The sequence below is a fragment of the Janthinobacterium sp. JC611 genome, assembly GCF_018682595.1.
Classification (GTDB): domain Bacteria; phylum Pseudomonadota; class Gammaproteobacteria; order Burkholderiales; family Burkholderiaceae_D; genus Janthinobacterium.
In genome coordinates, this window is sequence record NZ_JAFLJN010000021.1 from 471,885 (window position 1) to 494,056 (window position 22,172).

A 22,172-nucleotide genomic window follows, 5' to 3' on the forward strand; every position below is an offset into this window, starting at 1 on the left:
AGACGTGGCGACACGAACCACCTCCCGGCGCATGCCAAGCCGGCGCCACGAGACCCGAATTCATAGGAGAACCATCATGCAAACCATCAAAAAACTCGCCACCACCGCTTCCGTCGCCGCCCTGCTGCTGAGCCTTACCGCCTGCGCCAATATGTCGCGCCAGGATAAAAACACGGCCGTCGGCGCCGGCATTGGCGCCGTCGCCGGCTCCGTGCTGACGGGCGGCAGCGCCGTCGGCGCAGTTGGCGGCGCCGCCGTCGGCGGCGTGATCGGCAATCAGGTCAAGCCGAAGTAATTGCTGTTCAAGAAAGCGGGGTGGGTGCCCAGGCGCCCGCCCCGCTTTTTTGCGTCTGCAACGTCAGGATGCAAGCAGGAGGGACGAAGACCGGCCTGGTCAGACGAAGACCTTGGCCATGCCGATGGGGCCGCTATCCTTGACCAGTTCGTAGCAGCGGCAGGATACGGCTTCCAGCCCCGCCGAATCGAGGATCTCGATATTGCCGCGGCTGTAGGTGATGAGTTTTTGCTGTTGCAGCGCGCTGGCCGCCTTGGTCACGCCGACCCGCCGCACGCCCAGGGTATGGGCGAGAAATTCATGTGTCAGGTGAAATTTTTCCGATTGCAGGCGGTCGCGCGTGATCAGCAGCGAACGGGCCAGGCGCGCCTCGAGCACGTGGAAGCGGCTGCACACGGCAATCTGGATGGCTTGCGCCAGCAAGGTGTCCGTGTAGCGGTACAGCAAGCGCTGCAGGGACTCGAGCCGGGAAAACTCGGCGCAGAACTGGGCCCGCACGATGCGGCTGGCCGTGCCGGAACGTTGCACCACGGCACGTACTTGCGCCTGGTCGTGGCCCAGCGCGACGGAAGCGCCCAGCACGCCTTCGCGGCCGACGGAACCCACTTCCAGGGTCATGCGGCCTTCCGCCACGGCCAGCAGCGAAATCAGGCAGTCGCGGGGAAAGTAGATGTAGTCGATAGGCTGGCCCGGTTCGTACAATACCTCTCCCACCTCGACCTTCACGGTATCGAACAGCGCCGCCAGGTGCCGCGAGTCGTGCTCGGGCAGGCTGGCCAGCAAGCGGTTGCCGGCGTCAGGCGCGCCCGCGGACGTGCCCAGGCCGGATCGGCCTGCGTCGCGGGAGACGGTCATGCTGGCAGTCGTTGATGGCATTGCTTTTCCTTGGTGTCGTTACAACTCGACATAATTTTTACCTAGCCTACGGTGCGGCAATGCCCCTGTATGTACGGTGACGCACGGAAGCACGGCAAGCGGCGCAGCACACTGGCAACAGACGCACATAACACGCTGAACACGCACTACCCATTTCATTATTTATAAAAACCAAGGAGCTTTCCATGACGACCACCACCAAATCCCTCCACCCGCTGGTGCTTGCCGCCGCCGTCGCCGTCCTGCTGTTTTGCGGCGTGGGCACGGCTGCCCTGATGGGCTGGCTGCCTTCTTCCCAGGGCGATAGCCAGCCACTGGCGGCCAGCACTTCGGCCGAACAGCTGGCCAACCTGCAGGCGAACCAGCCAGCGGCTGGCGCGCAGCCGCTGGACGCCCTGCCGCCACAGCAGCAACAGCCCGTGCGCCAGCCGCAGCCACAACAGCCACAGCAGCAGCCACAGCAACAATACGCGGCAGCCCCTGCACCACAGGTGTGCGGCAATTGCGGCGTGATCGAAGCCATCCATGAAGTCAATACGCGCGCCGAAGGCAGCGGCGTGGGCGCGGCCGGCGGCGCCGTCGTCGGCGGCTTGCTGGGCAACCAGGTCGGCGGCGGCCACGGCAAGCAGCTGGCCACCGTGCTGGGCGCCGTTGGCGGCGCCGTGGCCGGCAACCAGATCGAAGGCAGCGTGCGCGCCACGCGCAGCTACAACATCGTCGTGCGCCTCGACAACGGCAAGACGCGCACCGTGCACCAGAGCGCCGCGCCGAACTGGCGCCAGGGCGACCGCGTACGCGTCGTCAACGGCGCCTTGCGCGCCATGGGCTAAGCGGCCGGCGGCAAGCAGGCCGCCCGCCAGCGTTGCCAATTCAACACACGCCCGGCCTGTCCGGGCGTTTTCTTTTTGATCATGTTCGTTGGCGTACAGATGAGTTTGCCGTCGCGCGAGATGATGCACTCAGGAAAGTTCAACGGATATTCGCCACAAGGAGCAGCGATGGAAAACGACAAGGCAGGCAGCAACAGGATGTGGCTCGGCTTGATTGGCGGCGGCGTGCTGGCCACCGCGCTGGGCTTCTGCGCGCTGGATCTGGCGCCGCCAGCGGGCGGCCCCGTATTTGGCGTCATGCTGTTGCTCACGGGCGGCATGGTCAGCTGCCTGGCGGGCGCCGTCGGCATGGCCGGCATACTGGCGTGGGTGCCAGGCATGGCCGACGAACACGCCGACCGCCCCCGATAGTTGAGCCTTGTGTACGACAGCGTACAGAACACAGGGGAAACAAAGTGGACACTTAGTCATGGCATCAGCGTTCAGCGACCCGGTCGCCGCGCAATGACAAGCACCGATGACGGCGCAAGGCCAAGGCAGCCGCCGTCATCCACACATCACTCTCGGAGGACACATCATGCTGTATACAATCGCCGTCGTACTCATTATTCTTTGGCTGCTGGGCCTGGTAACTTCCTATACCATTGGCGGCTTCATTCACATCCTGCTGGTGGTCGCCGTGATCATGGTGCTGCTGCGCCTGATCAGCGGGCGCGGTTTATAGCCCAGGCCGTTAACATGGCCAGACAAGAGCGGCGCGCGTGCACACGGGCGCCGCTCTTTTGCCGCCTTTCAGGTGTCGTGTGCGCGCGCTGGCACGCGGCGGCATTTTGCAGTAACGTGTACGGGTAGTCCTGGGTATGTCCCAATAACAAAACAAGGAGAAAATCCATGAAAGAAACCTTCAACAAAGGCCCCGGCGCCAAATCCCTGATCGGCATGCTGGTGATCGCATTGGCCGCCAGCGGCTGCGCGGATATGTCCGCCACACAACGCGGCACGGCCACGGGCGCAGGCATCGGCGCTGGCCTGGGCGCCTTGATCGGCGGCACCACCGGTGGCGGCAGCAGCGGCCGCACGGCCGGCGGCGCCCTGCTGGGTGCGGCAGCGGGCGCCGTCGTCGGCAATATCTGGTCGAACCGCATGGAAAACCAGAAGCGCGCGATGGAACAAGCCACCCAGGGTACTGGTGTGCAAGTGACGCAGACGGCCGACAACCGCCTGAAAATGGAAATCCCAAGCGACATTTCTTTCGACACCAACCGCGCCGACATCAAGGGCAACTTCCGCCCCATCCTCGACCGCTTCGCCGCCACCCTGAATGAAAACCCGAACACCACGGTCAGCATCATCGGCCACACGGACAGCACGGGCAGCGATTCCATCAACGAACCGTTGTCGGTGGAACGCGCGGCCCACACGCGCGACTACCTGGCCATGCGCGGCGTGTCGCCAACGCGCGTCGTCACGGAAGGCCGCGGCGCCCGCGAGCCGATCGCCTCGAATGCGGATGCGGCCGGACGCGCACGCAACCGCCGCGTCGAAATTTATGTCGCGGAATTAGCCCCACGCTAAGCTGACACACGTCAATAAAAAAAACCCGCCGGCAAGTGACCTTGCCGGCGGGTTTTTCTATGTAAAACGGCTTATTTCGACGTCGTCGCCTTGGCGCCGCTGTCGCCCTCTTTCGCCACCTTGGCGAAATCGCCCGCCGTCACGATCGAGACGGCAGCCGGTTTCAGGTACTCGCGCAAGCCCTGGTTCACTTGCGCCAGGGTCAAGGCGGCTACTTTCGCTTCCAGGTCCTTGTCGTAGGCCATGGTGCGGTCTTCGGCAAGGTAGCCGGCCAGCGCGCGCGCCAGGCCCGCATCCTGCGTGCGGCCCACTTCTTCCGATTGCAGCCAGCCTTTCTTCGCCTCGGCCAGTTCCTCTTGCGTGAAACCGTCGGCCAGCACCTTGGCGATTTCCTCGCGCAGGGCCGCTTCGACCTTGACCGTATTTTGCGGCGCGCTGATCGCATACGCCATCCAGTAACCGGCCGGTTCGCGCGACGGGATGCTCACTTGCGAGCCGACGCCGTACGACAGGCCTTCCTTCTGGCGGATGCGGTCGGCCAGGCGGCTGCGCAAGGCGCCGCCGCCGAGCATATGATTGGCGATCAGCAAGGCGGGATAGTTGGCGGCGTCATCCTTGAGGGGCATCGGCTGGATGGCGAACAGCACGCTGTTCGCCTTGTCCGGCGTTTCCAGCGTGACTTTCTCGCCGCTGACGGGCTTGACGGCGTCGGGGATGCGCACATACGGCTGCTGCGCCTTCCAGCCGCCATACAGGCTGGTCACTTGCGCCTTCAGCGCGGCCGGGTCGAAGTCGCCCACGGCGGCAAAGGTGGCGTTGGCGGCGCCATAATACGCGCCATGGAAGGCTTTCACATCGGCCACTTTGATGGCTTTCCATTGCGCCAGATCAAACGGCAGGGTCGCCACGTGGCGCACATGGCCTTCCGGCGTGGCGTCGAGCAGGCGGCGGAAGGCGTTCACGGCCAGCGGCTGCGGTTCAGGCAATTCCTGCTCCGCGCGGCCGACGCGCTCGCGCTGCAATTCCAGGAACTCCGTCTCGCTCAAGGCCGGTTTTTGCAGCACTTGCGCCAGCAGGTCCATGGCGGCCGGCAAGTTCTCGCGCTTGCCCGTCAGCATGGCCGTGACGCCCTCGGCGCCGCCCGAAATGGCCACTTGCATGCCCAGCTGGTCGAACTTGTCCTTCACTTCCTGGCGCGACAGTTTATCCGTGCCGCGCGACAACAGATTGGCCGTGTAGCTGCCCACTTGCGCCTTGCCGCGCAAGTTTTCTTCGCTGCCGATCTGCAATTTCAACACGACGCTGACGGTATTGCCCTTGGTTTTCTTCGGCAGCAAGGCGCCTTTCAAGCCGTTCGGCAAGGTGAAGCGCGTGGTGCGCGCCTCGATATTGTCGGGGCTGGGGTCGAACGCCTCGCCCTGCGCCACGACGGCCCGGCCCGTGTAGCCGGCCAGTTGCGGCGCCACGTCGGCGTAGGCCGGCACGACGGTGCGGTCCGGCGCATCGGTGGGGATGAAACGGCCCAGGGTGCGGTTCGAGCTCTTCAGGTATTTCTCGGCCGCCGCCTGCACCTGCGCCGTCGTCAGTTTATCGAGCTGGTCGCGCTGCAGGAAGAACAAGCGCCAGTCGCCGGCCGCCAGCGATTCCGTCAGGGCGATCGTCATGCGCGCCGTGTTGGAGGTGATCAGTTCGACCTGCTTGTTCAGCTGCTGTTTCACGCGCGCCACTTCCGCGTCCGTGATCGGCTGCGATTTCAGCTCTTCCAGCACCTTCAGCATGGCCGCTTGCGCCGCATCGAGGTTGCCATCGACGGGCACCAGCGCGCCGAACAGGTTGTAGCCCGGCTCCAGGTTGCTCACCGAGTTGTATTCGATCTTGCTGGCCAGCTTGGTTTCCACCAGCGCCTTGTGCAGGCGGCCGGCCGGGGCATCCGTCAGCACGTGACCCAGCACCTCGATGGCGACGGCGTCCGGGTTGCCGGACGGCGCCACGTGGTAGCCGGCGCCGACGAATTGCGTGCCGCCGCTGCGGCGCACCGTCACGGCGCGCTCGCCATCCTGCACCGGTTCGGCCGTGTAGGTCGGCTCGATCACGCGCGTGGGTTTCGGAATCTTGCCGAACAGATCATTAATCTGTTTCAAGACCTTCGCTTCGTCGAAGCGGCCCGCCACCATCAGCACGGCGTTATCCGGCTGATAATATTTATGATAGAACGCGCGCAAACGGGGAATGTTCACCTGCTCGATGTCGGAACGGGCGCCGATGGTCGACTTGCCATAGTTGTGCCAATCGTAGGCGATGGCCTGGATGCGTTCGCTGGTCACGCCGATCGGGTCGCTCTCGCCCATCTCGAACTCGTTGCGCACGACGGTCATCTCGCCCTTCTGCGTTTTCGGATTCCACAGGTCGTTCTGGTCGATGGCGGCGTTGACCATGCGGTCCGCTTCCATGGCCAGCATCTGGCGCAGGTTGTCGTCGTTGGCCGGGAAGGTGGCGTAGTAATTGGTGCGGTCGTACCAGGTGGTGCCGTTGAACTGCGCGCCCGTCGAGTTCAGGATCTCGACCGGGGTTTTGGTGCCCTTCCTGACGCCGAAATTGGCGCTGGGCTTGAACAGCAAGTGTTCGAGCAAGTGGGCCATGCCCGTTTCGCCATAGTTTTCATGGCGCGAGCCGACCAGGTAGACGATGTTGGTGGTCAGGGTAGGCTTGCTGGCATCGGGAAACAGCAGCACGCGCAAGCCATTGGCCAGCCGGTATTCGGTGATGCCTTCGACGGACGTGACTTTGACGGCGGCGGCGCGGCTGGGTGCGGCCTTGCCGGTTTTCTGGGTCGGCACGGCGTCCACCGGGGTGGCGGCGAGGACGAACGACGGCGAAAGGATGCCGGCGGCAAGCAGGAGGGCGGTAATGGGTTTCAAGGCAAAGTCCTGGTAACACTACGTTATATAAAGAAGCGCAAGCGCCATACGATACACACGCAAAAATTGCCACCGGCCCGCGCTGCGTCTTCGCCGCCCAGGGAAACTATTGCTCTCGCAATTTACGGCATACTTATCAGTTACGCAAGTCCTGTCATCAGGCTGTTATCCACCCGTGTTATACTCGTGGTTCCAGAACTATCTGCCTGTATATGAGACGAGCTCTCGTCCTGCTCTGCCTTTTTGTTTTCATCGCCTTACCCCAGGCGTTCGCCAGCATGGCCTACGCCAGCCCTTCCCCATTCCAGCATGCAATCGCGGCCGGCGCTACCGCTGCGCCCGCCTTCAGCATCGATTGTGCCGACGCCAGTGTCCATGCGGGCCTGCCTGGCGACAGCTGCGATAGCGACAATAGCGAAGAATGCGACAACGACCCCATCACGCTATACCCGACCTCGCGCCAGGGGGCGCCATTTTGCGCCATCATTTGGCAAGCGGGACCGGGCGCACTTGCCGAAGCGGACGTGCGGCTGGCCACCCGGCCGCCGCGCGTCCGCCTCTGAACACATGCATGCAGCACCCATCACGCCCGGGGCAGCAGCCGCCAGGCAAGCTTGATACTTATTGACTTTACAAGGTTACACACATGGAATGGTTATTTGACCCGACAATCTGGGTCGGCCTGCTGACGCTGGTCGTACTGGAAATCGTACTGGGTATCGACAACCTGATCTTCATCGCCATCCTGGCCGAGAAACTGCCGCCGCACCAGCGCGACAAGGCCAGGGTGCTGGGCCTGACGCTGGCCCTCGTCATGCGCCTGGGCCTGCTTTCGCTGATTTCCTGGCTGGTCACCCTGACCACGCCATTGTTTTCCCTATGGACATTCTCGTTTTCGGGGCGCGACCTGATCCTGCTCGTCGGCGGCCTGTTCCTGCTGTTCAAGGCCACCACCGAGCTGCACGAGCGCCTCGAAGGCGTCACGCACGCCCAGACGGGCCCGAAAGTCTACGCCGGCTTCGGCCTCGTGGTGGCGCAGATCGTCGTGCTCGACGCCGTGTTCTCGCTCGACGCCGTCATCACGGCCGTCGGCATGGTGGACAACCTGTACGTGATGATGGCGGCCGTCGTCATTTCCATCGTCGTCATGATGCTGGCGTCGAAGGTGCTGACGCGCTTCGTCAACGCCCACCCCACGGTCGTCGTGCTGTGCCTGAGCTTCCTGCTGATGATCGGCCTGTCGCTGGTGGCCGAAGGCCTGGGCTTCCACATTCCGAAAGGCTATCTGTACGCCGCTATCGGTTTCTCGATCGTCATCGAATTTTTCAATCAACTGGCGCGCCGCAACTTCCTCAAGCTGCAGTCGAACGCCCCGCTGCGCGACCGCACGGCGCAAGCCGTGTTGAGCTTGCTGGGCGGGCGCAAGGGCCGCGAAGCCGTGGAAGAGCACGAAGTCAAGGAAGTGCCCGATGCCTCCGCCTTCGGCGTGGAAGAACGCAATATGGTCAGCGGCGTGCTGACCCTGGCAGAACGGTCGATCCGCTCCGTGATGACGCCGCGCGGCGACGTCTCGTGGGTCAACCTGAACGACAGCAGCGGGAAGATGCTGCAATTGCTGCGCGACACGCCGCACAGCATGATTCCCGTCTGCAATGACGACCTCGACAACGTGGTCGGCATCGCGCGCAGCAAGGACCTGATCGAGGACCTGGTATCACGCGGCAAGATCGACCCGGACAGCATGCGCGAAGCCGTCGTCGTGCCGGAAGCGGCCGGCGTGCTGAAAGCCATGGAAACCCTGAAGCGCTCGCGCGGCCAGCTGGTACTGGTGGTCGACGAGTTCGGCACCGTGCAAGGCGTGCTCACGCCGATCGACATCCTGGAAGCCATCGCCGGCGAATTCCCCGACGAGGACGAGCAGCCCGACGTGGAGGTGCTGGGCCCCGGCCACTGGCGCGTCGACGGCGCGACGGACCTGCATTACCTGGAGCAAGTGTTCGAGAAAGAAACCTTGGTCAGCGAAGACGGCGAATACAACTCGCTGGCCGGCTTCCTGCTGGCGCACTTCGAGAACATGCCGGCCGTGGGCGAAGTGCTGGAACTCGACGACTTGCGCTATGAAATCGTCGAGGCCGACGAGCGCCGCATCGCCTGCGTGGACGTGCGCCGCATCGAGCCCGATCACAGTTTGTAACACAATGGCAAGCGTGCTCCGCTTGCCATGCCGTATGCTGGGGTCTGCCCATACCGGAGACCCCCACGATGAAACGATTCCTGCTACGCCTGAGTTTACTGGCCTGCGCCGCCATCGGCGCCCACGCCGGCGCCCAGGCCGCCTCGCCATCCGCCACCATCAAGCCGGGCCTGTGGCAAGTCGACAGCACGATGGCGTCGCCGGACGCCGCCACCGACAACGCCATGTCCATGCTGCTGCAGCAACTGGGCAACCTTCCCCCCGATCAACGCAAGCAACTGGAAAGCATGGCCGCCAGCCGCGGCATGGCCATGCCCACCGTGGGCGCCGACGGCGCCGTGCGCGTGACGGCGTGCGTGACGCCGGAAATGGCCGCGCGCAAGCAGATTCCCACGGGCCAGCCCGGCGATTGCAAGTCGAAGAACAGCGACATCGCGGGCGGCATGCAGGTGTCATTTAGCTGCGCCAACCCGACATCGAGCGGCGAAGGCCAGGTGCGCTTCCATGGCGACCAGGCCTTCGACATGCAGCTGGCCGTGACGACCAGCGCGCGCGGCACGCCGGAACGGGTGAACGTGACGAGCAAGGGCAAGTGGCTGGGGGCCAGCTGCCCTGCCCCTGCCGCGGCGGCAATTCAGAAGCCGTGACGGAAGCCCATATTAAAAGCCGCGTCGCCGCGTCCGCCGTCGCTGGCATTGCCCACCGTGTAGCGGGCGCCGTTCTTGTTATGGATCTTCGCGTAGGACGCGTAGAAATCGCTGCGCTTCGACAGCGAATACGTGAGGCCGACGGCAAGCTGCGTGGCGTCGCGGTTGGCCAGGTCGCGGTCATCCTTGCGCACCCATGACGCCAGCAGCTTGAAGCCGCCCACCGGCACGGACACGCCCAGCAAGGTGTCGCGGCTGTCCGAGGACGACATCGACAGGGCCAGCGCGCTGTAGGCATTGTTCGGGTCCCACGGCGAGCTGCCATAGCCCTTGTTCACGCCCACGGCGGCAAAGGCGGTGGCCCCTTTCAGGTCGATATTGGCCGCGATCAGGGTGTTACGCGACGACATGTCGATGGCGGGCAAGGTGCCGGAGGCGAGGATGAAGTTGTTCTTGCGCTGGTGCGACACGCTGACGTTCACGGCGCCGGCCGAATAGCCGAGGGTGGCGCCATACGCGCGGTTGTTGGCGCTGCTGTATGGCGACTCGCCAAAGCTGTAGATGGCGGCGGCGGACACGCCGCGCAAGGCGGGCGTCACGTATTTGACGGTATTGTCGTAGCGTTTCACGCTGTAGCCGGCCAGGTTGCCGGCGCTGCCGGCCATGCCGCCCTTGAACGGGTCGGCCACGTCGGTGAGGGTCAGGTATTGCAGGTTGTACTGGCGTCCCAGGGTCAGCGCGCCCAGGCGGCTGTCGAGGCCCACGTAGGCCTGGCGTCCGAACAGACGCCCGTCTTCCGATTGGCCCGTGTCGTTCTGCACGCCCACTTCCAGCGTGAATACGGCGGACACGTCATTGCCCAGCGCCTCGCGGCCCTGCACGCCCAGGCGCGAGCCGGACGCGACGCCGCCGGACACCTTGGCGCCGGCGCAACTGGCGGCACAGCCCCGTTCGGCCACGATGCCCGCGTCGAGCACGCCGTACACGGCAACGTTACCGGATGCGGCACTGCCCGCGCCATCGGCAGCCTGGGCCGTCGCGCCCAGCGCGAAAGGCCCCATCCCTATCACAGCAAGCGCAAAATACGAGGTCTTCATGATAAATATCTCGGCAACGTGGGTGAAACTTCCCGGTATTGATCAGGACATGCGCTGTGTGTCTGATCTTAGTGTTACCTTATCCTCGCTTTTTGTCCAGCCATCCGTGCGTTGTACAACAGAAACTTCAGCTTAGCCCCCGGAAAAGAGTCGTGCACTGACAACACGCAAGAGTGAGCACGATTCGCGCAATTTGCGGCACAATGGCGTGAATTGCAGGCCCTGCCGTAAAGCAATGTTCGGTGGCGAACGTTGCGCGATCCGACGCAGGCGGTACACTACTGGTTTTACCGACAGCGGCTCGCCCGTTTTTTCTGCATGCTAGCTATCCTCGAACGCATAGACCCCAACTCCAGCAATATCGACTTGCTGGTGGAATTATTCAATTCACTGCGTCCCAAGCGCGCCCACGACAGCGCTACCGCGATCGCCAACGTGCGCACCCTGCGCCAGCTTCTCAAAGGTAACCCCGCGCAAGCGCGCGCCCTGCACGAATACGTGCTGCGCGTGCTGGCCGCGCGCCGCCACGCCAGCCTGTACACGGACATCGGCGTGCTGTCGAACAGCGGCTTTTTCACGGAATTGAAACGCCGCATCGCCTACCGCATGCTGCCGCCCGCCCTGGGCGACGAATACCTGAACGACGCGCTCGACCAGGTGCTGTACCTGAAGACCGATTATTTGTGGATCAGCAACGTGCCCGCCACGGACTGGCTGGAACTGTTCGACGTGCTCACCAGCGACGACATCGAACTGGCCGTCGGCGACGGCAATATCATGCTGCCCGGCATGCTCGACGCCATCCGCACCCTGTCCTACCGCGTCTGCGCCATGGGCCTGGAACCGGAGCTGACGCGTTTCCATAGCGAAATCGAAGTGTTCCAGTCGCCGTTCATGGTGCAGAACACGGAAGTGAACGCCTATCTGGACGCCTATACGAACTTGCTGCACGGCGACATCGAGCACATCGAAGATGCGCGCCACTTGCTGGTGATGCTGGACCAGTGCGACGCCGTCATCGCCAAGATCCGCAAAAAAGCGCTGTACCAGGGCACCAGCATTCCCCTCACGTATTTATTGGTGGCATTGGCGCAAAGCATAGACCGCCTGCGCAAGCTGCTGTTCCTCGTCGACACGAGCGGCGAATTGCCCGCATCGAACAACGTCGACATCGCCGCCATCACGGTGGACGCCACGCAGGACTGGCACGATGCGCAGCCCGTCAGCCGCCGCCGCGCCGGTTCCGTCGCGCTGGCGCTGGAACTGATCCAGGCGCACAACAACAAATACAAGGTCAGCGACCTGTTTTCCGACAATATCAACTTGCTGGCGCGCAATGTGACGGAAAACGCCAGCCGCACGGGCGAGCACTACATCGCGGAAAACCGGCGCGAAATGGGTGCCATGTTCCTCTCGTCCGCGGGCGCGGGCGTGATCATCGGCTTCATGGCCCTGTTCAAGATATTGATGTCGTATTTGCGCTCGGCGCCGCTGGTCGAAGCCTTCATGTTCAGCATGAATTACTCGATCGGCTTCATGTTCATCCACTTGCTGCACTTCACGGTGGCCACCAAGCAGCCGGCCATGACGGCCTCGCGCATCGCCGCCGGCCTGCACAGCAAGGATGGGCGGAACATCGACCTCGACAGCATGGCCGAGCTGATCAACAAAGTCTTCCGCACGCAAAACATGGCCGTGCTGGGCAACCTGGCGACCGCCATTCCCACGGCCTGGCTGATCGCGCTCGGCTACAAGGCGATTACCGGGCACAACCTGGTGACGCCCGAAAAGGCCATGCGCTTGCTGCACGATATAGACCCCATCGGCAGTCCCGCCATCTTCTATGCCATGATCGCCGGCGTGTGCCTGTTCGTCGCCGGCCTGATTTCGGGCTACTATGACAACCAGGCCCTGTACACGCGCTGGGCGCAGCGCATCGCGCAATTGCGCGGCCTGGGCAAGGTGATCGGCCAGGAGCGGCTGCAACGGCTGGGCCTGTATTTGGAAAACAACCTGGGCGGGCTGATGGGTAACTTCTATTTCGGTATCCTGCTGGGCTCCATCGGCACCCTGGGTTTCCTGATCGGCTTGCCGATCGATATCCGCCACATCACCTTTTCGGCCGCCAACTTCGCCACGGCCCTGGTGGGCCTGGACCACAACATGAGCTGGCAACTGGCCATCAAGTCGCTGTCGGGCATCTTCGCCATCGGCACGGCCAACTTGCTGGTCAGCTTTGGCCTGGCCCTGTGGGTGGCGCTGCGTTCGCGCCAGGTGCGCTTCAAGCACGGCATGCAATTGTTGAAGATTCTGGGCAAGCGCTTCCTGCGCTCGCCCATCGTTTTCTTCTTCGGCTCGAAAAACCCGCCACCATTGGCACTGCTTGACGACTCGGCAAACCTGTCCCCCACGACCAAGGCTCAAAAATGACCGTTCGGCGCATGCAACCCTGCCTCACCGCCCTACTGCTGTGCTGGACCCTGGCTGCATGCGCCGCGTTGCCGAACGTTAAAAATCTCAACACCACCCTGGAACCCGTGGCCAAGCCCAAGGTGATCACGGGCAAGGGCGCCGTGCTGAACGTCAACAGCCGCGCCGCCCTGCTCAACAAGCGCTGGGCCAGGTCCGGCATGGACTTGAAAGCCCAGGCCGCGCTGGAAGAGGCGGCCACGGGCGTGCCTTTGATCAAGGGCAACAAGGTGACGCTGCTGTTTGACGGCCCGCAAACCATGGCCGCCATGTTCCAGGCCATCAGCGAAGCGAAGAACAGCATCAACCTGGAAACGTATATCTTCGACCAGGATCCGCTGGGCCTGAAGTTTGCCGACATGCTGATCGAAAAGCAGCAAGCGGGCGTAACGGTCAACGTCATCTACGACAGCGTGGGCACGCTCGGCGTGCCGCAAGCCTTCTTCGAGCGCATGCGCGCGGCCGGCATCCACCTGGTGGCGTTCAACCCCGTCAATCCCGCCAAGCTCAAGGGCGACGACTGGAAGATCAACAACCGCGACCACCGCAAGGTGCTGATCGTCGACGGCAAGACGGCGTTTACGGGCGGCATCAATATCAGCGACACCTATGCGAAAAGTTCGTTGTTCCGTTCGAAATCGAAAGCCACCGACAAGAAGGACGTGGGCTGGCGCGATACCCACGTGAAAGTGGAAGGCCCCGCCGTGGCCGCCTTCCAGTGGCTGTTCATCCGCACCTGGGCCCAGCAAGACCAGGCAGACTTGCCGGACGCGAATTATTTCCCGCCCCTGTCGGAAGTGGGCGACAAGCTGGTGCGCGTCGTGGCCAGCGAGCCGGAAGGCGGCTTTGAAATCTACAAGGCGTATATCCTGGCCATCCAGGAAGCAAAAAAATCCATCCACATCACGTCCGCCTACTTCGTGCCCGACCAGCAGACGGTCGATGCGCTGGTGGCCGCCGCGAAACGTGGCGTGGACGTGACCGTGGTGCTGCCCGGCGTGTCCGACAGCGGCCTCGTGTTCCATGCGGGACACGCGCTGTACGATCAATTGCTGGCCGGCGGCATCCGCATTTTTCACTTGAAACTGGCCGTGCTGCACGCCAAGACGGCCGTCATCGACGGCGCCTGGTCGACCGTGGGCTCGACCAACATCGACATGCGCAGCTTCCTGCATAACAGCGAGCTGAACGTGATCGTGCTGGGCGACAGCTTCGGCCGCGAAATGGAAAACGCCTTCCAGGAAGACTTGCGCGACTCGGAAGAGATCACCAAGACGAAATGGGAAATGCGGCCACTCTCCGACCGCATGAAGGAGTGGGCGGCGCGCTTCATGAACTACTGGCTGTAAGGGAGTTGCCGTCAAAAAGTCCAGGGCGTTGTTGCATTGCCTCGCCGTACTATTCGTACTGTCTTCGGCAACGCGCCTAGCCCTGGCCATTTTGCCGGCCACTCCTGCTACCGGTGCAGGTCGGCGCAGGTCGGCTTAGCGCAGCGTAAGCCGACATCAGCGTAAGCCGACACCATCACGAAAACCACCACCACCACCGCCAACAATAGCGTCGGATTACGCGCGACTTCGCCCCGCTAATCCGACCTACAGCGGCCGCAAGCTGGCCCACACCCCGCCCTGGCGTTCGAACGCTTCCGTGCTGACCTTTTCAAAATCGGCGCTGTCGTCATTCCAGCTATAGCGCTCGACGCGAATACAACTGTTTTCCACGCGCAGCACATTGAAGGAGTTCGACTCGCCGCGCCCCCGCGTGGACGTGGCCGTGCCCGCCTGCACCATCAGGGCGGCGTAGCCGTCGATCTTGTAGCGCGCCGAGGTATCGCCCGCATGGCTGGCGTGCAAGTGGCCGGCCAGCAATAAATCCACGCCGCATTCGGAAAACATCTGCAGCGCCAGCGGCGCGCGCTCGACCAGATCATCCTTGTCGAAATGTTCGGGCAAGTCAAATGGATGATGCGTGACGATGATGCGCGTCAAACCGGGCGGCAAACGGCCCAGGCGTTCACGCAGGACAGCGATCTGTTCGTGGCTGATGCGGCCATCCTTGAACGTCAGGGAGCGGGCCGTGTTGATGCCCAGCACGGCGATTTCCTCGTCCACATGCTCGGGCGACAAATCGTCCGTCACATGGCGCCGGTACTTCACGAGCGGCGTCAGGAAGCGGGAAAAGACGTTGTAGAGGGGCACGTCATGGTTGCCCGGCACGATGATCTGCGGCCCCGGCAAGCTGTCGAGAAAGTGGCGCGCCTGCTGGAACTGGGCGCTGCGGGCGCGCTGCGTGAGGTCGCCCGAGACCACCACCACGTCCGGCTCCAGCCGCTCGACGAGCGCGCGCAAGGGTGCCAGCAGGGCCGCGTCGACCCTGCCGAAATGCAAGTCGGACAAATGCACGATGGTGCGCATGGCCTTACTCCCCGGCAGGTGCCGGTACGGGCACCAGCACCGCCAGCGCGGCCGTACGGATGCGGTACCGCAACGGCGTATTCATGACGGTCACTTCGCCATCGGTGGCCACGCGCAGGCGGCGGTGCCGCGTGGCGATCTCCAGGTCGGTGGCCGTCAGCACGTCGAAATCCTTGGCCTGCGACAACTTGCCGAACAGTGCATGCAAGGCCAGCTTCAGCAAGCCCAGGCGGCCCGGACGCTGCGCCACGTACAGGCTCAGCTGGCCACCGTCGAGCCGCTCGCGCTCGCCGATATTCAAGCCTTCCATCAGGTATTCATTATTGCCGATGAACACAAACGGCGTGCGCCGCGCATGCACGGCGTCGTTGAGCTTCAATTGCACGCTGAGGAAGGGATAGCGGCGCAAGGCTGCCAGCAGCGCCCAGCTGAAGGCCAGCCACTTGCCCCGCCCCAGCCGGCGCTGCTGCTTTTCGCGGTCGCGCACGATATCCGGATACAGGCCCAGGCTGGAATTGTTCAGGAAGATGCGGCCATTGACGTCACCCACGTCGACCTGGTGCGGCAAGCCCTGCGCCACATTGGCAATCGCCGCATCGAGGTCGAGCGGGATATTCAAATCCTTGGCGAAATGGTTCAGGGTGCCCAACGGCAAGACGCCAAACGGCGTGCCGCTGCCGACAACGACAGACGCGACGGCATTGATGGTGCCGTCGCCGCCTCCGGCCACGACGATCGGTGCGCCATCGCGCAAGGCTTGCTCGGCCGTGGCGATCATCTCGGCGCCGCCGGCGGCCAGCGTGATGGCGGCATCGAGTCCCACGGCGGCGAATTTCGCTTCGAGCCGCTGCGCCCAGTCGGGCGCGTAGCCGCAACCGGCGCCCCCATTGATGATGACTGCGATCTTGCTCAGGATGGTTTCCCCTTATCTGGTTTGCCGGATATGCCGGCGGCGGCGCAGGGTCGACACGCCGGCGATGCAGATGGCCAGCCAGCCATAGCTTTCCGCCATGGCCGCCAGCACATCGCTCAGGTAATGCGCGCCCAGGTAAATGCGGCTGAAACCCACGAGTGACGCCATCAGGAAGGCGCCCAGCGCGATGGCGATGCGCTTGCCCCAGGCGCCCGGCGCCGTCTGGCAAATCAGGTAGGCGGCCAGCAAGCCGTACAGGGCAGTCGAGGTGGCCGTATGGCCGCTGGGAAAGCTGTACGTGCTCAAGGCCGTCTGCAGGATGGGTTCATCAAAACTGGGCCGCGCGCGGACAAAAATGTACTTTAACAGCAGGTTCAAAAACATGACGCCCGGCATGGTGATGAGCAGGGTAAACAGCCAGTAATTGGCGCCCTTGCGGTGCAGATACCAGCCCAGCAGGGTCGCCAGCGTGATGGCGCCGATCACGCCATGCATGTGCGTGACGACCAGCAGGACGCTGGTGATCCACGGCACGGCATGCTGGTTGAACCAGTGCGCCACCTGCAAGTCGATCACGGTGATCTGGGCCATGCCCATGACGGCTTCGGCGATCTCGTGGAACACGACGATGGCCACCAGCATCAGGACCACGCCCACCGTCAGATGCAGGCCCAGCTCGCCCTCGGGCGACAGGCGCGCCTCGGCGAAGCGGCGCAGTTTCGTGGTCCAGCCCGTGGTCATGCCCATGTCATTTTTCTCTTGCAAACTCATCTCTCTTTCATGTTCCCGGTGATGATCAAAAAAACCACACTAGTAAAAAATACTGTTTATTCATACAGTAGCTGTGTTTTCGTACAGTAGTTATGCTATTCTGATGACTCGTTCAACACATCTCCCTCAAAGGAATTGTCATGGCAACATTGAATAGCGGTTTTGGCTCACGGTTCGGCCTGGAATACGCCCCAAGCTCTTTCCTCGTCCGCATGGGCAAGCGCGAAATCCTCGTCTGCCGCGACTTCCGCAAGCGCTACTACACCGTCAATCCCCTGATCGAGTGCGGTACGGGCATCGAGCCGGGCTATGTTGAAGTGCTGCTGATGCGCCGTTGGCTCCTCATCTTATCCAAGGCGCATTAAATACGCCGTAAAAATCTACTGCGCGGCGCGATTTGCGGCCTGCGATGCTCGCTGTACTAAAGTACAGCTGCGCTTCTTAGCCACAACTCGTTGCCGCTCGCTACGATTTTTCTCGGCGTATTCCGAGGCTTTCGACAACCTTGCTTGAAAGCCTAGCCCGGCCACGCCGGGAACGCCCAGTACCGGCCAGCGGCAACGCCGGCCGACCCCTCATTACTGTGTGCGTTCCGGCGCGGCCGGGCTGGCAGGTGTTTGCACTGGAGGCACCTTGTCAGACACATTCGCTTCGTACCACAGGGTCACGAACAGCACCATCACGACGGGGCCGATGAACAGGCCCACGAGGCCCAGGGTTTCCACGCCGCCCAGAATGCCGAACAGCACGGCCAGGAAGGGCAAGCGGGTGGCGTTGCCGATCATGCCGGGGCGCACGAAGTGGTCCGCCACGAACAGCACCACGGTGCCCCACACGGCCACGCCGATGGCGGCGCCCACATTGCCCTGAAACACCAGCAAGGCGGCCGCGCACAGGTAGGCGAGCGGCGCACCGAACGGGATGATGGCCAGGATGCCCGTGGCAAACGCCCACAGGGCCGGCGACGGCAAGCCGGCGATGGCGTAGGCAATACCGATCAACACGCCTTCAGCCAGTCCCACCAGCACCAGGCCGTTGACGGTGGCGCGGATGGCCGTGGGGATCTTTTGCGCATAGCGGCCCCACCGTTCCGGGCGCAGGAAATGGCTGCCGACGGCCGTGATCTGGCGCGTCAACGCCTCGCCATCCTTGTAGAAGAAAAACAGGCATAAAAACGCCAGGCCGAAGTCGACCAGGCGGTGGAACACGTCCGCCCCCAGCACCTTGAGCATGTCGCGCGCGGAATGAAAGCCGCCCACGGCGCTGCCCGCAAAGAAGTGGCCCAGGCCATGGGGCTGGCTCAGGGTGGCTTGCCACCAGTCGCCGATGGCATTGCCGGCCAGCGGAATATGCGCCACCCAGCCCGGCACGGGCAAGCCGTCGGTGTTCGCATGGACGACGAAATTGGCCAGCACGGGCACTTCGCGCGCCGCCTGCGCCACGCCGAACAGCACGGGAATGATGAAGATGCAGGCGAACGCCAGGGTCAGCAGGGCAGCGGCCACGATGGTGCGCTGGCCCAGCGCCGCGCGCACGCGCACATACAAGGGCCAGGTGGCCACGCACAGGATGCCGGCCCACACGAGCGGCAAGAAGAAACGCTGCATGACGAAGGCCGTCATGGCGATCAGGGCCAGGGAAAAGCCTGCGCTGAGCATATCGCGCTGGGTATCGTTCATGCCACTCCATTCGTGCCCGGCGCCATGGGCCGCCGGTATTCGCTATGCGCCACATGCGCAGGCGTAGCGTAACACGGAGATTCGCTGATTTACACGAGGCCCAGTTCCACCGGCTTGACGCCGGCAAACACATGGTCGAGTTGCGCCGGCGTCAAGCCGAAGGTGCGGCGCAGCAAGCCGCCCAGCACGGCCCGGTATTCATTCAGCACGGGCATGTCGCGGTTCTGGAACAGCGTCGCCTGCGACATCGCCACCTGCTCGCCCGCCACCTGTTTCCCCTGGATGCCGCCGCCCAGCACCCAGAACACGCTGCCGTGGCCGTGGTCCGTGCCGCGGTTGCCGTTTTCGCGGAAGGTGCGGCCAAATTCGCTGACCACCACCACCACGGTATTGCGCCAGGCGCCACCCATTTCCTGCGAAAACGCGGCCAGCCCCCGTCCCAGCTCGTCGAAGCGCCCGGCCAGGTAGCCGTTGGCGCCGCCCTGCCCCACATGCGTATCCCAGCCGCCCACGTCGACGAAGCCGATATTGTATTTGTCCTTCATCAAGCGGGCGATGCGCTGCGCCTCCAGCTCAAAGCCGCGGGTAGAGATGGCGTTGCGGTTGGCCGCCTGCATCTCGCCCGTCAACTCCTTCGTCACATCAGCGCGCACGGCAAAGCCTGCGCTGACCGGTTGCTGCAAGGGCGTGCCCCGGTACATGGCTGCGATGACCTGGCTTTGACGCGCATCGATGCCTGCCTTGCCCACGGAGCGCAGCGCCATGTTCGGCACTTGCATGCTTCCCTGGAAGATCAGCGGCAGCTGGTCCGTGAAGGAAATGGCGTGCTTGCTGCCATTGAGGCTTTGCGCCAGCCGGTTCAGGAAGCCCGAGCCGAAATCGCGGCGTCCGCCCAGTTCCTGCCCCAGTTCGATGCTGTCCTGCGTCTCGAAATGGCTGCGCGTCAGATCCGTCGTGCCGGCAAACGGAATGAAGGCCGCCTCGCCGCCGTTGAACAGGGGATAGATGGTCTCGCGCAAGGCCGGATGCAAGGCCCATTCCGCGGTCAAGGGCAGCGCGCCGTTTTCCTCGCCCGGTTTGGCGATGGCGATATTCGGCCGCGACGCATAGTAAAAATCGCTGCCGACCGGCACCAGCAGATTGTTCGCGTCATAGCCGCCGCGCAAGAAGACGAACAGCAGCTTCGCATCCGTGGCCGGCGCGGCCAGCAGGCTGCCCGCATGCGACAACAGGGGCGCGGCGGCCAGGGCTTTCAACAGGTCACGACGGTTCATGGCAATCCTTTCAATCTAGCGGTGCATCATTTCCGGCGAAGACAGGAGAAAGGTGTTCCACTCCTGCGGCGAAGCGGCCTGATCCAGGGCCTGGAGAGTGGCCGGGCTCAGGCCTGGCTGCAGCGCCTGGTAATACAGGGCGCTGGCCAATTGCGGAAAGGCGACTTTTTCCTGCGGCTGCGGGCCATCCGTCTTGAACAAGCCGGCGCTGCCCGAGCCGATGGTGCGGGCAATATCGAAACGCGTCGTCATCTGGCCGGGGCTGGCCCAGGCGGCGTCCGTCAGCGGATAGCCATCGGGCGTCTGGCGTCCGTACAGAGGCTGGCCCATGCGCGACAGCCAGCTCAGCATGGGGCCCGCGTTCAGGATGGGCTTGTCGTCATAGCTGAGGCGCACGGCCGACACCACGTAATGCATGGGGTCCTTGAATTTCTTGCCCAGCGACTGCCTGAATTCGGGGCTGGTGAACATCGTCTGCAGCACGTCGGCGATCATGCCGTCGCTGTGCTGGAAGGTGGCCGCCATGCGTGCCACCAGCGCTTCGGGAGGGTTATCTCCCACGAAATACTGGGCCAGCTTGCCGCTGATGAAATGCGCGGTGGCGGGACTGCGGCTGAGGCGATCCAGCGCTTCATCGAGCTCGGCCAGTCCCCTGCCCTTCACCGTTTGCCCGAGGAATTGCTTGTCGCCGTAATCGTGGCGGTTTGGATTGAATTCGAACAAGCCCCGGCGCACGTATTGCGACTGCAGCGCCGGTCTCACTTTCGGCGTGTCCGGTCCCAGGTTCACGCCCACCCCGGTCAGGATGCGCGCCAGCTCCTGCACGTCCGCCTGGCTGTAGCCGCCGTTGACGCCCAGCGTGTGCAGCTCCATCAGCTCGCGCGCATAGTTTTCATTGATGCGCTTGGCGGCGTTGGCTTCATTGTCCAGGTAGCGCAGCATGGCCGGATGGTGGACGGTGGCGCCCAGCAAGTCACGGAATTTCCCCAGCGCATGCGGCGCGATGGCGTTCGCCTCGTAATCGCCGACCATGGCGCGCAAGTTGTGCTTGCCTTGATGCACGCTGAAATGGTTGAGCCAAAACCAGCTCAGTTGCTGCTGCAACTGATTCGGCGAATACACGTCCAGCAACAGCGAGCGCGTGGCCGCCTCGCGCGCCAGCCGGTTCAGTTCCTGCTGATACTCCTTTTGCGCCTGCTGCTTCGCCATGTCGTCCATCACGCCGGCCGACTCCTTGCGCTTTCGCTCCACGGACATGACGAGCTGATCAAGCGGCACCTGGCTGATGCTCATGGCGTCGATCTGCGCGGAGATGGCCGGCGGCAAGAGCGCTTTTCCTGGATGCAACTGCGCCTGCAGCCAGGCGTTCCAGCCTTGCTCCTGCATCTGGCGCACGCTGCCCCCGTTCACACCCCAGCTGACCCGTTCCAGCATGGCCACGTCCTGCGCGGAACTGGTGTGCGCGGGACTGGCCTGCGCGCGATGACCGGCCTGGACGGCAGGTCCGGTCGCGGCGCAGCCGGCCAGCAAGAACAGGGAAAGCAAGGTCGTCGGCAATAAGCGGTGCGGGGTCATGGCGGTCCTTCAAGCGGTTTCATGCAGAATGCTTGAGGGTACGCCCAGGTTGACCTGCGCATGATTGCCATTTGCAACGAGTTGTAATCAAACGCAATGGCTCGCCTAGCGATTTCGCGCAAGAGCGAGCACATTAGCACTGAATAATCTCGGATAAAATGGTATCGGGAGTATGGCGTATTGCAATGGCATTCCGTCTTTTCTCTCAAACCAGACATTATCCATACAATACGTCCACATTAAAAAGAAATGAAAATATTATTTATCGCTGCATTAGGAACGTTATCGCTCATTCAAGCGCCGTCAGCCTTGGCGGAGAATCTCAATGGCAAAACCCTGTATGTACAGCGCTGTGCCGTGTGCCATGGCGCGGAGATCAAGGGAACGGGGCCATTGGCAAATAAAAGCAATCCGCCCACGCCGGACCTGACCACCGCCGCATTCAAAAAACGCCTCAAGGATTATCCGGGCGTGATCGTATCGTCGGTCATCCTGCGTCCGAATGGCGATCTGATTCCCAAGACCTTGAAAGAGAATGGCGTCAAGATTGCGCCATATGCCTGGCGGGTAAAGGATTTTCGCGATTTGAATCAATACATGAGCGATGTGATTTTAAAAAATCACTGATACCAGATAAACAACACC

21 protein-coding genes are annotated in these 22,172 nt (G+C 63.1%); 12 read left to right on the forward strand and 9 right to left on the reverse strand.

What is annotated here, in order from left to right:
• Positions 1-76: 76 nt before the first annotated feature.
• The gene (locus J0O65_RS16535; protein WP_215408322.1) at positions 77-295 is read left to right on the forward strand and encodes a YMGG-like glycine zipper-containing protein; all 219 of its coding nucleotides are present in this window, start codon (positions 77-79) and stop codon (positions 293-295) included.
• Positions 296-394: 99 nt separating this feature from the next.
• Here the strand turns inward: J0O65_RS16535 and J0O65_RS16540 are convergent, their stop codons facing one another.
• Complete coding sequence (locus tag J0O65_RS16540; RefSeq protein WP_215408324.1) at positions 395-1,171, reverse strand: Crp/Fnr family transcriptional regulator; 777 nt, start codon at positions 1,169-1,171, stop codon at positions 395-397.
• Between the two features lie 185 nt (positions 1,172-1,356).
• On the opposite strand from J0O65_RS16540, the gene J0O65_RS16545 reads away from it, so the two are divergent.
• The 4 genes from J0O65_RS16545 (at position 1,357) to J0O65_RS16560 (ending at position 3,576) form a co-directional block, all read left to right on the forward strand.
• The gene (locus tag J0O65_RS16545; RefSeq protein WP_215408326.1) at positions 1,357-2,001 is read left to right on the forward strand and encodes an outer membrane lipoprotein; all 645 of its coding nucleotides are present in this window, start codon (positions 1,357-1,359) and stop codon (positions 1,999-2,001) included.
• A 168-nt stretch (positions 2,002-2,169) separates the two neighbouring features.
• Complete coding sequence (locus tag J0O65_RS16550; protein WP_215408328.1) at positions 2,170-2,412, forward strand: hypothetical protein; 243 nt, start codon at positions 2,170-2,172, stop codon at positions 2,410-2,412.
• A gap of 166 nt (positions 2,413-2,578) precedes the next feature.
• Positions 2,579-2,725 carry a lmo0937 family membrane protein gene (locus tag J0O65_RS16555; RefSeq protein WP_010396376.1) on the forward strand — a complete coding sequence of 49 codons (147 nt, stop codon included), beginning with the start codon at positions 2,579-2,581 and terminating at the stop codon, positions 2,723-2,725.
• A 215-nt stretch (positions 2,726-2,940) separates the two neighbouring features.
• The gene (locus J0O65_RS16560) at positions 2,941-3,576 is read left to right on the forward strand and encodes a YiaD family glycine zipper/OmpA-like lipoprotein (protein WP_215408566.1); all 636 of its coding nucleotides are present in this window, start codon (positions 2,941-2,943) and stop codon (positions 3,574-3,576) included.
• A 71-nt stretch (positions 3,577-3,647) separates the two neighbouring features.
• Here J0O65_RS16560 and J0O65_RS16565 read toward each other — a convergent pair whose 3' ends face one another.
• A complete protein-coding gene (locus J0O65_RS16565; RefSeq protein WP_215408330.1) occupies positions 3,648-6,494 on the reverse strand; it encodes a M16 family metallopeptidase in 2,847 nt (948 codons plus the stop codon).
• A 278-nt stretch (positions 6,495-6,772) separates the two neighbouring features.
• Between J0O65_RS16565 and J0O65_RS16570 the strand changes: the two genes are divergently transcribed.
• The 3 genes from J0O65_RS16570 (at position 6,773) to J0O65_RS16580 (ending at position 9,335) form a co-directional block, all read left to right on the forward strand.
• Positions 6,773-7,057, forward strand: a complete 285-nt coding sequence (locus J0O65_RS16570; RefSeq protein ID WP_215408332.1) for a hypothetical protein — start codon at positions 6,773-6,775, stop codon at positions 7,055-7,057.
• Positions 7,058-7,140: 83 nt separating this feature from the next.
• Positions 7,141-8,688 carry a TerC family protein gene (locus J0O65_RS16575; RefSeq protein WP_215408334.1) on the forward strand — a complete coding sequence of 516 codons (1,548 nt, stop codon included), beginning with the start codon at positions 7,141-7,143 and terminating at the stop codon, positions 8,686-8,688.
• A 68-nt stretch (positions 8,689-8,756) separates the two neighbouring features.
• Positions 8,757-9,335, forward strand: coding sequence for a DUF3617 domain-containing protein (locus tag J0O65_RS16580; RefSeq protein WP_215408336.1), 579 nt, complete (start codon positions 8,757-8,759; stop codon positions 9,333-9,335).
• On the opposite strand, the gene J0O65_RS16585 is transcribed toward J0O65_RS16580, so the two are convergent.
• The gene (locus J0O65_RS16585) at positions 9,323-10,432 is read right to left on the reverse strand and encodes a porin (RefSeq protein ID WP_215408338.1); all 1,110 of its coding nucleotides are present in this window, start codon (positions 10,430-10,432) and stop codon (positions 9,323-9,325) included. The two genes, J0O65_RS16580 and J0O65_RS16585, sit on opposite strands and share 13 nt — an antisense overlap.
• 318 nt (positions 10,433-10,750) lie before the next feature.
• Between J0O65_RS16585 and J0O65_RS16590 the strand changes: the two genes are divergently transcribed.
• On the forward strand, positions 10,751-12,862 hold the full coding sequence (locus J0O65_RS16590; RefSeq protein WP_215408341.1) for a site-specific recombinase: 2,112 nt from the start codon (positions 10,751-10,753) through the stop codon (positions 12,860-12,862).
• Positions 12,859-14,250 carry a cardiolipin synthase gene (gene cls, locus J0O65_RS16595; protein WP_215408343.1) on the forward strand — a complete coding sequence of 464 codons (1,392 nt, stop codon included), beginning with the start codon at positions 12,859-12,861 and terminating at the stop codon, positions 14,248-14,250. The genes J0O65_RS16590 and cls overlap by 4 nt, the downstream gene beginning before the upstream one ends.
• A gap of 246 nt (positions 14,251-14,496) precedes the next feature.
• On the opposite strand, the gene J0O65_RS16600 is transcribed toward cls, so the two are convergent.
• The 3 genes from J0O65_RS16600 to J0O65_RS16610 are packed head-to-tail and all read right to left on the reverse strand — an operon-like array spanning position 14,497 to position 16,999.
• Positions 14,497-15,315, reverse strand: coding sequence for a metallophosphoesterase family protein (locus J0O65_RS16600; RefSeq protein ID WP_215408345.1), 819 nt, complete (start codon positions 15,313-15,315; stop codon positions 14,497-14,499).
• A gap of 4 nt (positions 15,316-15,319) precedes the next feature.
• Entirely contained in the window at positions 15,320-16,228 is a 909-nt protein-coding gene (locus J0O65_RS16605) for a diacylglycerol/lipid kinase family protein (RefSeq protein ID WP_215408567.1), read from the reverse strand.
• A gap of 12 nt (positions 16,229-16,240) precedes the next feature.
• Entirely contained in the window at positions 16,241-16,999 is a 759-nt protein-coding gene (locus J0O65_RS16610; RefSeq protein WP_251373785.1) for a phosphatase PAP2 family protein, read from the reverse strand.
• Positions 17,000-17,139: 140 nt separating this feature from the next.
• On the opposite strand from J0O65_RS16610, the gene J0O65_RS16615 reads away from it, so the two are divergent.
• Complete coding sequence (locus tag J0O65_RS16615) at positions 17,140-17,364, forward strand: hypothetical protein (protein ID WP_010396348.1); 225 nt, start codon at positions 17,140-17,142, stop codon at positions 17,362-17,364.
• Positions 17,365-17,577: 213 nt separating this feature from the next.
• On the opposite strand, the gene J0O65_RS16620 is transcribed toward J0O65_RS16615, so the two are convergent.
• The 3 genes from J0O65_RS16620 to J0O65_RS16630 all read right to left on the reverse strand — a co-directional run bounded on the left by J0O65_RS16620 (position 17,578) and on the right by J0O65_RS16630 (position 21,527).
• Positions 17,578-18,678: an AI-2E family transporter gene (locus J0O65_RS16620; protein WP_215408346.1), complete on the reverse strand. Its 1,101-nt coding sequence runs from the start codon at positions 18,676-18,678 to the stop codon at positions 17,578-17,580.
• Between the two features lie 89 nt (positions 18,679-18,767).
• Positions 18,768-19,952, reverse strand: coding sequence for a DUF1501 domain-containing protein (locus J0O65_RS16625; RefSeq protein WP_215408348.1), 1,185 nt, complete (start codon positions 19,950-19,952; stop codon positions 18,768-18,770).
• 15 nt (positions 19,953-19,967) lie between these two features.
• Positions 19,968-21,527 (reverse strand): DUF1800 domain-containing protein, encoded by a 1,560-nt coding sequence (locus J0O65_RS16630; protein ID WP_215408350.1) that lies wholly within the window; start codon positions 21,525-21,527, stop codon positions 19,968-19,970.
• Positions 21,528-21,776: 249 nt separating this feature from the next.
• Between J0O65_RS16630 and J0O65_RS16635 the strand changes: the two genes are divergently transcribed.
• Positions 21,777-22,154, forward strand: a complete 378-nt coding sequence (locus tag J0O65_RS16635) for a c-type cytochrome (protein ID WP_215408352.1) — start codon at positions 21,777-21,779, stop codon at positions 22,152-22,154.
• Positions 22,155-22,172 lie beyond the last annotated feature (18 nt).